The sequence below is a fragment of the Aequitasia blattaphilus genome, assembly GCF_024721305.1.
Lineage (GTDB): Bacteria > Bacillota > Clostridia > Lachnospirales > Lachnospiraceae > Aequitasia > Aequitasia blattaphila.
Window position 1 is genome coordinate 173,021 of sequence record NZ_JAMXOD010000004.1, and the last position, 14,212, is coordinate 187,232.

The 14,212-nt window shown below is 37.7% G+C and carries 13 protein-coding genes; 12 read left to right on the plus strand and 1 reads right to left on the minus strand.

What is annotated here, in order from left to right:
• Positions 1–3: 3 nt before the first annotated feature.
• The 6 genes from NHH15_RS04490 (at position 4) to rlmH (ending at position 7,048) form a co-directional block, all read left to right on the plus strand.
• Complete coding sequence (locus NHH15_RS04490; protein ID WP_262065455.1) at positions 4–1,674, plus strand: formate--tetrahydrofolate ligase; 1,671 nt, start codon at positions 4–6, stop codon at positions 1,672–1,674.
• A gap of 24 nt (positions 1,675–1,698) precedes the next feature.
• On the plus strand, positions 1,699–2,859 hold the full coding sequence (locus NHH15_RS04495; protein WP_262065456.1) for a chitobiase/beta-hexosaminidase C-terminal domain-containing protein: 1,161 nt from the start codon (positions 1,699–1,701) through the stop codon (positions 2,857–2,859).
• Positions 2,860–2,956: 97 nt separating this feature from the next.
• Positions 2,957–4,138, plus strand: coding sequence for an iron-containing alcohol dehydrogenase (locus NHH15_RS04500; RefSeq protein WP_262065457.1), 1,182 nt, complete (start codon positions 2,957–2,959; stop codon positions 4,136–4,138).
• A 143-nt stretch (positions 4,139–4,281) separates the two neighbouring features.
• Positions 4,282–5,175, plus strand: a complete 894-nt coding sequence (locus tag NHH15_RS04505) for a sulfide/dihydroorotate dehydrogenase-like FAD/NAD-binding protein (protein ID WP_262065458.1) — start codon at positions 4,282–4,284, stop codon at positions 5,173–5,175.
• The gene (gltA, locus tag NHH15_RS04510) at positions 5,175–6,563 is read left to right on the plus strand and encodes an NADPH-dependent glutamate synthase (protein ID WP_262065459.1); all 1,389 of its coding nucleotides are present in this window, start codon (positions 5,175–5,177) and stop codon (positions 6,561–6,563) included. The genes NHH15_RS04505 and gltA overlap by 1 nt, the downstream gene beginning before the upstream one ends.
• A 5-nt stretch (positions 6,564–6,568) precedes the next feature.
• Complete coding sequence (gene rlmH, locus NHH15_RS04515; protein ID WP_262065460.1) at positions 6,569–7,048, plus strand: 23S rRNA (pseudouridine(1915)-N(3))-methyltransferase RlmH; 480 nt, start codon at positions 6,569–6,571, stop codon at positions 7,046–7,048.
• 201 nt (positions 7,049–7,249) lie between these two features.
• Here rlmH and NHH15_RS04520 read toward each other — a convergent pair whose 3' ends face one another.
• Positions 7,250–9,754: a helix-turn-helix transcriptional regulator gene (locus NHH15_RS04520; RefSeq protein WP_262065461.1), complete on the minus strand. Its 2,505-nt coding sequence runs from the start codon at positions 9,752–9,754 to the stop codon at positions 7,250–7,252.
• 353 nt (positions 9,755–10,107) lie between these two features.
• On the opposite strand from NHH15_RS04520, the gene NHH15_RS04525 reads away from it, so the two are divergent.
• The 6 genes from NHH15_RS04525 to NHH15_RS04550 are packed head-to-tail and all read left to right on the plus strand — an operon-like array spanning position 10,108 to position 14,196.
• On the plus strand, positions 10,108–11,100 hold the full coding sequence (locus NHH15_RS04525; RefSeq protein WP_262065462.1) for a PhoH family protein: 993 nt from the start codon (positions 10,108–10,110) through the stop codon (positions 11,098–11,100).
• Entirely contained in the window at positions 11,097–11,585 is a 489-nt protein-coding gene (gene ybeY, locus NHH15_RS04530) for an rRNA maturation RNase YbeY (protein WP_262065463.1), read from the plus strand. Before NHH15_RS04525 ends, ybeY begins: the two co-directional genes overlap by 4 nt.
• Before the next feature lie 11 nt (positions 11,586–11,596).
• Positions 11,597–13,252, plus strand: a complete 1,656-nt coding sequence (locus NHH15_RS04535) for a putative polysaccharide biosynthesis protein (RefSeq protein WP_262065464.1) — start codon at positions 11,597–11,599, stop codon at positions 13,250–13,252.
• 20 nt (positions 13,253–13,272) lie between these two features.
• Positions 13,273–13,494, plus strand: coding sequence for a DUF896 domain-containing protein (locus tag NHH15_RS04540; protein ID WP_262065465.1), 222 nt, complete (start codon positions 13,273–13,275; stop codon positions 13,492–13,494).
• The gene (locus NHH15_RS04545) at positions 13,472–14,017 is read left to right on the plus strand and encodes a 5-formyltetrahydrofolate cyclo-ligase (RefSeq protein WP_262065466.1); all 546 of its coding nucleotides are present in this window, start codon (positions 13,472–13,474) and stop codon (positions 14,015–14,017) included. The genes NHH15_RS04540 and NHH15_RS04545 overlap by 23 nt, the downstream gene beginning before the upstream one ends.
• On the plus strand, positions 14,014–14,196 hold the full coding sequence (locus NHH15_RS04550) for a DUF4250 domain-containing protein (protein ID WP_262065467.1): 183 nt from the start codon (positions 14,014–14,016) through the stop codon (positions 14,194–14,196). The genes NHH15_RS04545 and NHH15_RS04550 overlap by 4 nt, the downstream gene beginning before the upstream one ends.
• Positions 14,197–14,212: the final 16 nt, after the last annotated feature.

The window sequence follows — 14,212 nt, forward strand, 5'->3', positions numbered from 1 at the left end:
AGAATGAAAACAGATATTCAAATAGCACAGGAAGCCACTTTAGTCGATATTCGTGAAGTCGCAAAAAGTATTGGCATTCACGAAGATGACTTAGAACTTTATGGAAAAACCAAGGCAAAAATCACCGATTCTGCCTTGGAAAAAATTGCAGATAAAGAAAAAGGAAAGCTTGTTTTAGTAACAGCGATTAATCCAACTCCCGCAGGGGAAGGAAAGACAACCACAACGGTTGGTTTAGGAGATGCCCTGACTCAGCTTGGAAAGAAAAGCATCATTGCTCTTCGCGAACCTTCTCTTGGCCCATGCTTTGGTATTAAAGGTGGCGCTGCTGGTGGCGGGTATGCTCAAGTCGTTCCAATGGAAGATTTGAACCTTCACTTCACCGGAGATTTTCATGCAATCACAACTGCTAACAATCTTTTAAGTGCTCTTCTTGACAACCATATTCAACAAGGAAATGAGTTAAATATTGATCCAAGACAAGTGGTTTGGAAACGCTGCCTCGATATGAATGACAGGGTTCTGCGCAATACCGTTGTAGGCCTTGGAAACAAAATGGATGGGATGGTAAGAGAAGATCATTTTGTTATTACTGTTGCATCTGAGATAATGGCAATTCTTTGTCTTGCCAAAGACATTGAAGATTTAAAAAACCGTCTTGGTCGTATTGTGGTAGCATATAATTTTAAAGGCGAACCAGTAACAGCCGGCGAATTAAACGCAACTGGATCTATGGCCGCTTTGTTAAAAGATGCTTTAAAACCAAATTTAATACAAACCTTAGAACATACTCCAGCCATCGTCCACGGTGGACCTTTTGCAAATATTGCTCACGGATGCAATAGTGTAAAGGCAACTAAAACTGCACAAAAACTTGCAGATATTGCTATCACAGAAGCAGGCTTTGGTGCTGATTTGGGTGCAGAGAAGTTTTTCGATATCAAATGTCAAATGGCCGATTTGAAACCTGATGCAGTCGTACTAGTAGCGACAATACGTGCATTAAAATATAATGGCGGAGTGGCAAAATCTGAATTGAATACAGAAAATCTAGAAGCTCTAAAATGTGGTATAAAAAATCTTGAAAAGCATATTGAAAACATCAAAAAATACAATGTGCCTGTAATTGTTACACTGAATGCATTCGTAAGTGATACGGAGGCCGAAAATGAATTTGTTAAGAATTTTTGCGAAAGTAAAGGCTGCGAATTTGCATTATCAAAAGTATGGGAGTCCGGCGGTCAGGGTGGAATTGAACTGGCAACCAAGGTATTAGATGTTCTGGAGAGAGAGGAAGGAAATTTCACACCTCTTTATCCCTTCAATCTTCCTCTGGAAGAAAAAGTCGAGAAAATTGCCACAGAAATTTACGGTGCCGCAAAGGTAGAATATGAGCCCCTTGCCCTAAGACAACTTAAAAAAATAAAGGAGATGGGATTTGATACTCTTCCAATCTGTATGGCAAAGAATCAATATTCCTTATCGGATGACCCAACAAAACTTGGAAGACCAGAAAATTTCACTCTTCATATAAGAGAAGTTTATGTGAGTGCAGGTGCAGGCTTCGTTGTTGCATTAACCGGAAGTATCATGACAATGCCAGGACTTCCAAAGGTTCCTGCCGCAAACCATATTGATGTTTCCAATGATGGAACAATCACAGGTTTATTTTAAATATTTTATGGAGGCCAAGCTATCATGAAGTGTCGATATTGTGAGCAAGAAATAAAAAACGGCGCTCTTTCGTGCCCCTACTGTGGTAAAGAAGTTCGTATTGTTCCTGATTATAATCCGATTGAGGATGAATTGGAAAATGGATTAAAGGACATGCTAAATGGAAATAGTCCATCTACCAGGCTAGAAAGCGACCGGGATATTACGGGCGCTCGCCTAAGAAGAGCACAAACGAATCATAGAAGGCAAAGAGAAGAGGAGCGTCTGCGCAAGAAAAAAAAGAAACGAAAAATGATACTAATAACAGTTTTACTTCTAATCTTTGTAGTAGGTATAACAACTTTTTTCGTATATAAAAATTCATATGCAGGGATTGTAAGTGCTGGAAATCGTGCTTTAGACGCAGGTTCCTATGAAACCGCATCTTCTTATTTTGAAAAAGGGATTCGCATAAATCCAGACAAAGCACCGGCTTATTCAGGTATGGGTAAGGTCTATTCAAAAACAGATGATTTAGAAGCAGGAGAAGAAATGTTTCTAAATGCCGTAGAAGGCAGAGAAGACAATGTAGACTTGTATCGTGCTTTTATCAATTTTTATATTGAAAATGATTGGCCCGATAATATTCCATATCTTCTTCAAGATGCCGAAGATAATGTTCGGGGGAAACTGTCCCAGTATATTGTAAATCCTCCTGAATTTAGTCTGTCAGATGAAACCGTATTTGACGAAGTACAACAAGTGGAAATAACAACGGATGAGGATCATATGTATTATAGTACCGATGGATCCAAGGCAGGTCTGGCCAGTACGCCATACGTTGAGGCGATTCAACTAAATGACGAAGGGGAAACCGTTGTTTCAGCAATTGCAGTAAACAGTGATGGTATTCCCAGCCTGCCCACTACGAAAACTTATACCATTCAGTTTCCGAACATGGATGCCCCCAGTGTGTCTCCTTCAACAGGGCAGTATGATACTGCTTCACAGATTGAAATAAAAGTACCGGAAGGATATACTGCTTATTATACAACAGACACCAGTGAACCCACATTGGAATCAACCCTTTACGAAGGACCTATTGATATGCCTGAAGGTTCAACCATCTTTAAAGCCGTACTCGCTGACGGAAAAGGAAGATTAAGTGCAATTACCACCAGAAACTATATTCTTAATTTTGAGTGAAATAAATATAAAAAAACAAATCTCTATTGCGTTAAATTATTAACAGGAGTATACTATGGTTAACTCGAAAAAATTTTAACGAAGGAGAGGTATTATCATGAGTAGATTTACATTGCCACGAGACATTTATTATGGTGCAGGAACACTGGAAGAGTTAAAGAACTTAAAAGGTAAAAAAGCGATTCTGGTAGTTGGCGGAGGCTCAATGAAGAAGCAGGGATTTCTCAAACGAGCAGAAGACTACTTAAAAGAGGCTGGCATGGAAGTGTTGTTATTTGAGGGTGTTGAACCAGATCCATCGGTAGAAACAGTTCAAAAAGGTGCACAGGCAATGAGAGAGTTCGAACCGGACTGGATTGTCTCTATGGGTGGCGGATCACCTATTGATGCTGCAAAAGCAATGTGGGCATTTTACGAGTACCCAGATACTACTTTTGAAGAGTTGATTATCCCATTTAATTTTCCAGAGTTGCGGACAAAAGCAAAATTTGCTGCTATTCCCTCTACCTCAGGTACTGCAACAGAAGTAACTGCTTTCTCTGTTATTACAGACTACGATAAAGGAATCAAATATCCTCTTGCTGATTTTAATATAACACCGGATGTTGCAATTGTTGACCCGGATTTAGTTTCTGCACTTCCTTTAAACCAAGTTGCCTATACCGGTATGGATGCATTGACTCATGCAATTGAGGCTTACGTTTCAACCCTTCATGGACCTTTTACAGATCCTCTTGCAATGCAGGCTATTGAAATGGTTTTCAGTTATTTATTAGACTCTTATAACAAAGATATGAAAGCAAGAGAAGAAATGCACTATGCTCAGTGCCTTGCAGGAATGGCTTTTTCCAACGCACTTCTTGGAATTGTTCATTCTATGGCTCATAAGACAGGAGCTGCTTTTGCCACAGGACACATTCCACACGGCTGTGCAAATGCATTATATCTTCCTTATGTAATTAAGTATAATGCAAAAGAGAAAGAAGCAGCAGAACGTTATGCTTATATTGCAAAAAGAGTCGGGCTTACAGGAAATACCACGACAGAATATATTGATGCTCTTTGCAATAAAATTGATGCTTATAATGTAGCAATGGGTATTCCAAAAACATTAAAAGAATTTGGTATTGATGAAAAAGAATTCCAGGAAAAAATCTCCAACATATCAGCCCTTGCCATTGAGGATGCATGCACAGGTTCAAATCCACGTGCCATAGATGCTGCTTCAATGGAGAAATTATTTAACTGTATTTATTACGGAACAAAGGTTGATTTTTAATCATTTTTCAAAAAAAAGTGAGTATCTATTGAAGCAAAGTTTTTGTTTCGAGGATACTCACTTATTTTTCGCGTAATTTGTTGATATTTTCACATAAATCCAGTATGATGTATAAAGAATATTTGAATTTAGGAGGAGAAAGGATGTACAAGATAGTCAAAGCCGAAAAATTGGCCGACCTGATTTATCTGATGGACGTAGAAGCACCCCGTGTAGCTAGGCACTGTCAACCGGGTCAATTTGTGATTGTTAAAATTGATGAAAAAGGGGAACGTATTCCCTTAACTATTTGTGACTATGACAGAGAAGCAGGGACTGTTACAATTGTTTTGCAAACAGTAGGAGCTTCAACTGAAAGAATGGCGTCATTAAAAGAAGGAGATTACTTCAGAGATTTCGTTGGACCTCTTGGTGTTGCATCAGAGTTTGTCCACGAAGATTTAGAAGAGTTGAAAAAGAAGAAAATACTCTTTGTAGGTGGTGGTGTTGGGGCCGCGCCTGTTTACCCTCAGGTAAAGTGGTTAAAAGAACAAGGTGTTGATGTTGATGTTGATGTTATCATCGGTTCCAAGACAAAGGATATGCTGATCTTGCAGGATGAGATGAAAGCCGTTGCAGGAAACTATTATCCATGTACAGATGACGGTTCTTATGGTCATAGTGGAATGGTTACGACAAAAATAGAAGCTTTAGTAAATGAAGGCAAAAAGTATGATGTATGTGTGGCAATTGGTCCGATGATCATGATGAAATTCGTCTGTCTCCTTACAAAAAAACTTGAAATCCCTACCATCGTTAGTATGAATCCAATTATGGTTGATGGAACCGGGATGTGTGGAGCTTGTCGGTTACACGTAGGTGACGAAGTGAAATTTGCCTGTGTAGACGGACCTGAGTTCGATGGACATTTAGTGGATTTTGATGAATCAATGCAAAGACAGGCACTCTACAAAACACAGGAAGGCCGTGCAATGCTTAAGCTAAAAGAAGGCGATACCCACCATGGTGGATGTGGAAATTGTGGAGGTGATGAATAATGGCTGATATATTAAAGAGCACGCCTGTGCGTGAGCAGGATCCTGCTGAAAGAGCAAGAAACTTTGAAGAAGTATGTTATGGATATAATCAAGAAGAAGCTATGGACGAAGCAACCAGATGCCTAAACTGTAAGAATGCAAGATGTATTCAAGGGTGCCCGGTGTCGATTAATATTCCTGGTTTTGTTATGAAGGTAAAAGATGGTGACATCAAAGGTGCCTATGATGTAATTAGTGAATCATCTGCTTTGCCTGCAGTATGTGGACGTGTTTGTCCTCAGGAGTCACAGTGTGAAGCGAAATGTGTTCGTGGTATAAAGGGAGATGCTGTATCCATCGGTAAATTAGAAAGATTTGTTGCCGATTATGCATTGAAAAACAACATTAACCCTAAGACACCTGAAAATAAAAACGGACATAAGGTTGCTGTAATCGGATCTGGTCCTGCTGGATTAACTTGTGCCGGCGATCTTGCAAAGATGGGCTATGAAGTTACTGTTTTTGAAGCTTTACATGAGCTTGGTGGAGTTTTGGTTTACGGCATTCCTGAGTTCCGTTTACCAAAGCAAAAAGTAGTACAAAAAGAAATCGACAAGGTAAAAAGTCTTGGCGTAAAATTTGAAACAAATGTTGTAATCGGAAAATCTACTACCATCGATCAACTTATGGAAGAAGAAGGATTTGAAGCTGTATTTATTGGTTCCGGAGCAGGTCTTCCTATGTTTATGGGAATTCCAGGCGAAACAGCAAATGGTGTATTTTCTGCAAATGAGTATTTAACAAGAAGTAACTTGATGAAGGCATTTGATGATTCTTATGATACTCCAATATCTGCTGGAAAAAAAGTGGCAGTAGTTGGTGGTGGAAACGTTGCAATGGATGCTGCCAGAACCGCCCTTCGCCTAGGCGCAGAGGTTCATGTAGTGTACCGTCGTAGTGAAGAAGAACTTCCTGCCAGAGTAGAAGAAGTTCACCATGCAAAAGAAGAGGGTATTATCTTTGATTTATTGACTAATCCAACTGAGATTCTTGTTGATGACAAAGGCTGGGTAAAGGGAATGAGCTGTATTCGTATGGAACTTGGCGAACCAGATGCTTCTGGAAGAAGAAGACCTGTAGAAATCCCTGGATCAGAATTCGAAATCGAATTAGACACAGTGATTATGTCTCTTGGTACTTCACCAAACCCATTAATCGCTTCCACTACAACAGGACTTGAAACAAACCGCAGAAAATGTATCGTTGCAGATGAAGAAAATGGTGCAACATCTAAAGCTCTTGTGTACGCAGGCGGAGATGCTGTTACAGGTGCCGCAACTGTTATTCTTGCTATGGGAGCTGGAAGAGCAGGGGCAAAGGGTATTGATGAGGCTCTTTCAGGCAAATAAGACGAATGAAAATAACCCTTATAACCGTCGGAAAAATAAAAGAAAAATATTGGAAAGATGGGATAGCTGAATATTCAAAAAGACTTCAAAAATACTGTAAACTGGAGGTTCTTGAGGTTCCGGATGAAAAAACTCCTGATCAGGCAAGTGAGGCTGTTGAAAATAAGATTCGGGAAAAAGAGGGTGAGCGTATTCTTCGATTGATTCGAGAGGATTCTTACGTGATTGCTCTTGCAATCGAAGGATATAAACTGTCTTCTGAGGAATTATCTAAGAAAATCAATTCTCTTGGAATTAGTGGATGCAGCCATATATGCTTTGTAATTGGTGGATCAATAGGGCTTAGCGAGACGGTCTTAAAACGGGCGGACTATTCTCTTAGTTTTTCAGATATGACATTTCCTCACCAGATGATGAGGGTCATACTTTTGGAACAGATTTATCGTAGCTATCGTATCATTCATAATCAACCGTACCATAAATAAATAGAAGAGGAGGCGTTGTAGTAAGTTCTACAATACCTCCTTTTCTATTATGATACCTACGGATTGTTTCCCACTTCGTGCTCTCACAATCCTAAAAACATTCGGAATCCGCCCGATCGGGCTACTTCCTCATGTTTTTGCGACTTTCAAGGTCATGCTTCTGCATACGCGTATGCAAGCATGACTTTGAAAGTCTTGGTATCATATGATGTGATTTTGTACCGCAATGTAGATTGCGTCGGCTCTATTTTTAGCACCTAGTTTAATGTAAATGTTATTAATAAATTTTTTTACTCCATTAAGAGAAATGCCTAGTTGTTCTGCAATTTCGTTTCTTGTAAACCCTTGGGATAGGAGATTTAAAACAACGCGTTCTCTTTTTGTCAGGGCGAAGGTGTTGCTTCCAATTTTTCTTTTAGCGCTTTTATATGCACTTCGAATATATTGTCGGCTGTCTTCATGTCTTTTTGCTTGAACTTCTAATTCTTTTACCCACTCCAAGTCAATGTCTAAATCTGTTCTTTGTTTAACGTAATAAAGAGTGGGAACAATTTGATTCCCAAATTCTACTATAGGCATCACAATTTTATTTTCATATACGTAATTATAGGTCTTGAGAAAATGTTCTACCGCTTTTTCTTTTTCCTGTTCCTGCATAAAATAAATTGCACTGATGACATGGTAATATATTTTCAAAATAAAGAGGCCTCTTTGCCCGAAGAGTGGCTCAAGGTGGAAGAGCATAGAGGCACTTTTTGTATAGTTGCTTATATGCATATTATAAAGTGCACTAAAGAAATAATTCCGCCCATTGCGAATTGGATACTCTTTATACGATTCAAATTCTCCTTCTTTAATCCAATCAGCCACCTTATTCTCATCATCAACTTGAAAGTAAATTCCAGCATTTAAGAGTTCTTTCAATTTTGAGAGTGACAAATTTTGGTCTCCGGATACATACGTATTTAATAAATTCGTTTCCTGTACAACACCCTCGTAGTTTTTCTCACACAGCGCAATAAGAGCTAAAATATAGTGAGCTTGCATCGTAATATCGAACTGCTTCGTTAAAACAGATTTACTTATTGCAAGTCTTGCTGCCACTTTGCATTTATTAAATTCCTTTGTGTAATAATAGGCCTCTGCTTCAAATAGATGTTCGAAACCATAATTACAATTCACACGTATTTTATCTCTTAGTTTGACAAAAGTATGAATATAATCAATCATTTCCTCCACATTTTTACTTCCATCACTTGGAAGATAGAAAACTGGATTTTCATCAAAATTTGCAAGGGTTCGATTGCCAATCAAAATATTCTCTTCCCATTCATTAAGAGCACAATTTATGTATTCCATAGCCATTGTGTTATTCTTAATCAAGCTGATATCAGCCAGCATACAGTATATTTCCACAACTAGCTTCTTGCAAGGATTCTTTTTCTTTTCTACGGTTTTCAGCAAAGCTAAAAACATTCCTTTAGCATAATCTATTTGTCCACAGGTTACATATGTTTGCGCCAGATAAAAATCAATCCATAAATTATCCTCCAATAATTCCTGAGGAGTGGAACCGTAAAAACTTTGTAAGTCTTTAGATAATGTATAAGAAGAACGGTCGAGTGATACAAGAGGTAATGTTTTTAAAAAGCCCTCGTGGTTTTCAACTTTCATAAACATTTCCATTGCCTCTTCATATTTTTTGCATTTAAAATACCATTCAGCAGCAGCATTTAAGATGTTTCTTCTGTCTTCCTCACTTAAAACAATCAATTTCCCCTTTAGAAAGGTGTGATAGACTTTATGAAACGTAAAAACCTCTGTGTTGAAGTTAAAATCTACCAGTATATTCAATGAAATTTCCGAAAGAGTCTCTTCTGACGGATTTGGAAGAATCTGCTTCATTAGTCCTAATGAAAAGGAAGAAAAGAGGGAGCATTTAATCAAGGCAATCTGTATCTCCTGACTATAGTTTCCATAATAATGGTTTTCAAACAGTTCAAATAAGATCATATACGTTTTATTTTCATCCATTGTTTCGCAAAGCATATCCAAAAAAATCGGCCAGCCATCTGTTTTTTTGAGAACCTCATCTAAAAATCTCCCATCAAGTACATAGTTATTTATTTCCATATATTTTTTTGCATCTTCATAATCAAAAGCCAAATCATTTGCTGTTATTCTTGTATAAGATCCCGGATTTTTATAATCATCATAAAATGGATTTTTGTAGGAAGAGAGCCGCTCACAGCTGAGTAATATATGATGGGGAATAAATGCCTTCTCAAAGGTGTCAAGTTTAATACAGCGGTTGATAAATTGAAGGATATCTCTATTGGTTAAGATTTCATAATTGTCATAGATCACTGTAATTTCGATTTGCTCCTTGCTACAGGAACGCAAAAGGTGATAAAATTGAGTGAAATCTTCTATATTCACCGGCATGGATATGTTTTTCAAAACAGACGCAACTCCTGGAAAACTACCAATCAGAGCACGAGAAAAAGTATTCCAGAAAAAATCGATATCATTTTCTAATTCTGTTATATTTATCCATATGCATGGAGTAGATAGTCGCGATATATACTCTCGAACCACAGTAGTTTTGCCGTATCCCGGAGGAGCCACAACTGTAATCAATGGACTCTGCAGTCCAGTCGTTAATAATGCTTCAACCTTTTCTTTAATTAAAATATGTTCTGCCATACAATCACCTCTAGACTTATAATATCATGATTAAAAAGACATTTGGTACCCAAAAGGGTAGTGTTTTTTAGAATTTTTTCTTCAAAAGGTTAGTACATGCACTTTCATACCATGATAAATTATACCTGTACAAAGGAATGGATTTCACTCCATAAATGGCTGTTTCATTGTGTATGTCGTTTGTTGTAAGCACACTAAATAACTTCGTTTATTGCCTTATCCCCAATAAAGCAAATATTAGTATTATATGATTCAGCCATTACCTGTACACTCATAATAAAATAAACGTGGAAATTTCTCCTAAAGATGGTAAAATGTATATGTTATACATACCACTTTAAGGAGATTTTTTTATGAATACAATGGAAGCAGTAATAGAAATACCTTCAGAATATGAAAGTAATGTTTTTGGAATACAGGATTTATATGCAAAAAAAATCGAAAGAACACTTCATGTTACATTAATATCCAGAGACAACCATGTGAAACTTATGGGAAACCCGCCTCAAGTTGAGGGGGCAAAAAAAGTATTACAAGCTCTGGTTGATCTTGCAAAACGCGGGAATGACATTACGGAACAGAATGTCGATTATGCATTGTCTCTTGTTTTAGAAAATAGTAATGCCGATTTGGTTGAAATTGATAAAGATGTTGTGAACCATACCCTTCAGGGAAGACCCATTAAACCGAAAACATTTGGTCAAAAAAAATACATCGATTCCATACGAAAAAACATGATTACTTTTGGAATCGGACCTGCCGGAACCGGTAAAACTTACCTTGCTATGGCTATGGCTATTGCAGCATTTAAAACAAATGAGGTAAGTCGGATTATATTAACCAGACCTGCTATTGAAGCCGGTGAAAAGCTAGGATTTCTTCCTGGTGATTTACAAAGTAAAATCGATCCCTATTTACGCCCATTATATGATGCACTCTATCAGATTATGGGGGCAGAGAGCTTTATTAAGAACTCGGAAAAGGGTCTAATAGAAGTAGCTCCCTTAGCTTATATGAGAGGAAGAACTCTGGACAACGCATTTATTATTTTAGACGAGGCACAAAATACCACCCCAGCGCAGATGAAGATGTTTTTAACCCGTATTGGGTTTGGCTCAAAAGTTGTTGTCACTGGTGATGCAACCCAGAAAGATTTACCGAAAGGACAAGCTTCCGGACTAGATGTAGCCGTAAATATTGTTGGTAAAATTGATGACATTGGTATCTGTCAATTAAGCAGTAAAGATGTCGTAAGACATCCCTTGGTGCAGAAAATCGTAAAAGCTTATGAAGATTTCGAAAAGAAAGAAAAGGGAAGAGGACAGAGGAAGAGGAAACGACTATGACACTATACTACGATGAGACCGGGGACACGAAGCTCCCTTTTGAATCTTTATCAATTGCTGAAACCGTTATACAAGGAACATTACGTTATCTGGAGTCTCCATATGATGCCGAGGTAAATCTATTATTAACCATGAATAATGAAATACGTGAAATCAATCAGGAACATAGAAATATAGATAAGGCAACTGATGTTTTGTCTTTTCCTGCAATTGATTTTGAAGTTCCAGGTGATTTCTCGGATGTCTCAACCTTTGATTTAAACCCTGAAACCAAAGAATTAATTCTGGGTGACATCGTAATATCAAAAGAAAAAGTTCTGTCACAAGGGGATGAATATGGTCACAGCCCCCTGCGAGAATACGCTTTTCTAATCGTTCATTCTGTGTTACACTTAGTTGGATATGACCATATGGAAGAAGATGAAAAAGAAACAATGGAACGGATTCAAAAAGCCATTATGGAATATTTGAAAATTAGTAGATAGTGGAGTGAAGAATGAGCAATACAAATAAGTCAAAAGGAAACAACTTTTTATTACAAGGTTCTATTTTAGCAATCGCAGGAATCATCACAAAAATCATTGGACTTGTTTACCGGGTTCCATTAAATAATATTATCGGACCAGAGGGGATGGGATATTACTCCGTTGCATACGGAATCTATGTCGTCGCTCTAACGCTCACATCTTACAGTCTGCCATTGGCTGTTTCAAAGCTTGTGTCAGCACGTGTAGCAAAAAGACAGTATAAAAATGCATACAAGGTATTCTTAGGAGCACTTTTCTTTGCTTTAGTCGTGGGCGGGCTCACGACTCTGTTTTTGTTTTTTGGCGCAGGATTTCTTTCGTCTTACGTTATGAATATGGCCATGGCCGCTTATTCCCTTCGTGTTTTAGCACCCTGCATCGTGATTGTTGCATTGCTTGGTGTAATACGTGGTTTTTTTCAAGGAATGGGCTCTATGGTTCCAACGGCAATCTCCCAAGTCATTGAACAAATTGTAAATGCAGTTGTCAGTATTTCCGGAGCTTATCTGCTATTTAAAGCAGGAACAGCCCTTGGTAAAGAACAAAATAACCCTTCCCTTGCTTATGCATATGGAGCCACTGGTGGTACACTTGGAACAGTAATGGGTGCTTTCTTTGCCCTTGTTTTTATGGCTCTAATTTTCTTTAGCTACAAAAAATACTACAAAAGGAAAATGCAAAAGGACGTAACGAAAAAGACAGAATCTTACAAAAGTCTTTTTATTGCATTAATACTAACCATAACCCCTGTTATTTTAAGTTCGGCAATCAATAGTATCAGCGATATTTTAGATGTTGCCATCTACAACGGTGTGATGGCCGCTCAAGGTGTACCAAAACGGGAATTTGCTAAAATCCTAGGTGAATTCAGTGGAAAATACGTAACAATAACTCTTGTTCCTTTGTCGGTTTCCATGGCAGTATCTTCCTCCTTTATTCCCAGCCTTGTAGCTGCAATGCAGGAAGGAAAGAAAAAGCCTGTTTTTCAGAAAATCGATGCTAGCATACGCTTTAATATGATGATTGCAATTCCAAGTGCCGTAGGTCTCTTTGTCCTGGCACGTCCTATACTAGATTTACTTTTTACTTCGGATAATACCTTGGCGGGCAGTATGCTTCATCTAGGTGCAGTCAGTGTGATTTTTTTCTGTCTGGGAAATATTACAACCTCTATCTTAATTGGACTAGACGAGATGCTGCTGCCAGTGAAAAACTCAGTAATTGCCCTTATTATTTATATTGCCAGTTTATGTCTTATGCTAATCGTATTTAAATGGGGAATCTATTCGGTTATTTGGGGACGTATTATTTTTTCTTTGGCATTAAGCATCTTTAATAGTCGTTCTATTAAGCATTGTATCGGGTACGTACAAGAGCTTAAAAGAGCAGTTATTATTCCAGGTATTGCATCACTTATTATGGGAGTTGTTACATTCCTCATACATTTAGTGATCGAATTATTTATCCCTGGTAAGCTGGCAACTCTGATTGCTTGCCTGGTTGCCGTAAGTACCTATAGCATTTCACTGGTATTACTTGGTGGAATCACTCAAGAAGAAATGAATGCAATGCCTAAGGGACGCACCTTAGTGAAAATCGCAAAAAAATTACATCTATATAGATAGTATAAAAAAAAGAGGATTCTATGGACGAAAAAAAAATCAAACGCATTAATGAATTATATAAAAAATCAAAAGAAGGTAAACTCTCGGTAGAGGAACAAAAGGAACAGCAAATTTTACGGAAAGAATATATTGAAAGTGTGAAAGGGAATCTGAAAAATCATCTTCATAATATATCCATTAAAGAAAAGGACGGGAGTATCACACATCTTGGAGAAAAGTATGGAGACAAAAAGGGAAATTAGAGCGCTCTTATTGAAAAAACGCGGGGAGCTCTCCAAGGACTTTATGTTACAAAGCAGTGCAGAGATTACAGCAAAAATTCTTACTTTAAAAGAATTTATCAATACGAATAATATTTATCTTTACTGTGATATGCGTAACGAAGTTCTTACAACAAATTTAATACAAATTTCCATGAAACAAAATAAAACAGTATGGCTTCCTAAAACCTATGGTAAGACCATGAAGTTTCACCGTTTTACAGGATTTGATGATTTAACTATCGGAAATTTTCAAGTACGTGAGCCAAATAATCGGGATGTTCCCAGGGAAGAAAATGGATTCGTTTTAGTCCCAGGTTTAGCCTTTGACCTGAAAAAGCACCGTTTAGGTTATGGAATGGGTTATTATGACCAGTATTTAAAGGAACATAATACGCTTACAAAAGCTGGAATTGCATATGATTTCCAGCTTCTTGCCACGCTCCCAAAAGAGTCTTATGATGTTCCTATGGATTACATTGTAACAGATAGGAGATTAATATGATAATGAAACTACCTACAGACCCTGTTATTTTGTTAAGTGTTATCAATACAAAATTACGGGATTTTTATTCCACTTTAGATGATTTGTGTGAAGATATGTCGATTGAAAAGACGGAATTGGAGAATACCTTAAACAGTATAGATTACCAATACGATAAGAAAAGAAATCAGTTTGTTTAGGAAGGAAAAAATAAAG

Excerpts from the sequence above, each read along its gene's own strand:
- NHH15_RS04500 (WP_262065457.1), top strand. The coding sequence starts at position 2,957 with ATGAGTAGATTTACATTGCCACGAGACATTTATTATGGTGCAGGAACA.
- rlmH (WP_262065460.1), top strand. The coding sequence starts at position 6,569 with ATGAAAATAACCCTTATAACCGTCGGAAAAATAAAAGAAAAATATTGG.
- ybeY (WP_262065463.1), top strand. The coding sequence starts at position 11,097 with ATGACACTATACTACGATGAGACCGGGGACACGAAGCTCCCTTTTGAA.
- NHH15_RS04535 (WP_262065464.1), top strand. The coding sequence starts at position 11,597 with ATGAGCAATACAAATAAGTCAAAAGGAAACAACTTTTTATTACAAGGT.
- NHH15_RS04540 (WP_262065465.1), top strand. The coding sequence starts at position 13,273 with ATGGACGAAAAAAAAATCAAACGCATTAATGAATTATATAAAAAATCA.
- NHH15_RS04495 (WP_262065456.1), top strand. The coding sequence starts at position 1,699 with ATGAAGTGTCGATATTGTGAGCAAGAAATAAAAAACGGCGCTCTTTCG.
- NHH15_RS04505 (WP_262065458.1), top strand. The coding sequence starts at position 4,282 with ATGTACAAGATAGTCAAAGCCGAAAAATTGGCCGACCTGATTTATCTG.
- NHH15_RS04525 (WP_262065462.1), top strand. The coding sequence starts at position 10,108 with ATGAATACAATGGAAGCAGTAATAGAAATACCTTCAGAATATGAAAGT.
- NHH15_RS04545 (WP_262065466.1), top strand. The coding sequence starts at position 13,472 with ATGGAGACAAAAAGGGAAATTAGAGCGCTCTTATTGAAAAAACGCGGG.
- NHH15_RS04490 (WP_262065455.1), top strand. The coding sequence starts at position 4 with ATGAAAACAGATATTCAAATAGCACAGGAAGCCACTTTAGTCGATATT.
- NHH15_RS04550 (WP_262065467.1), top strand. The coding sequence starts at position 14,014 with ATGATAATGAAACTACCTACAGACCCTGTTATTTTGTTAAGTGTTATC.
- NHH15_RS04520 (WP_262065461.1), bottom strand. The coding sequence starts at position 9,754 with ATGGCAGAACATATTTTAATTAAAGAAAAGGTTGAAGCATTATTAACG.
- gltA (WP_262065459.1), top strand. The coding sequence starts at position 5,175 with ATGGCTGATATATTAAAGAGCACGCCTGTGCGTGAGCAGGATCCTGCT.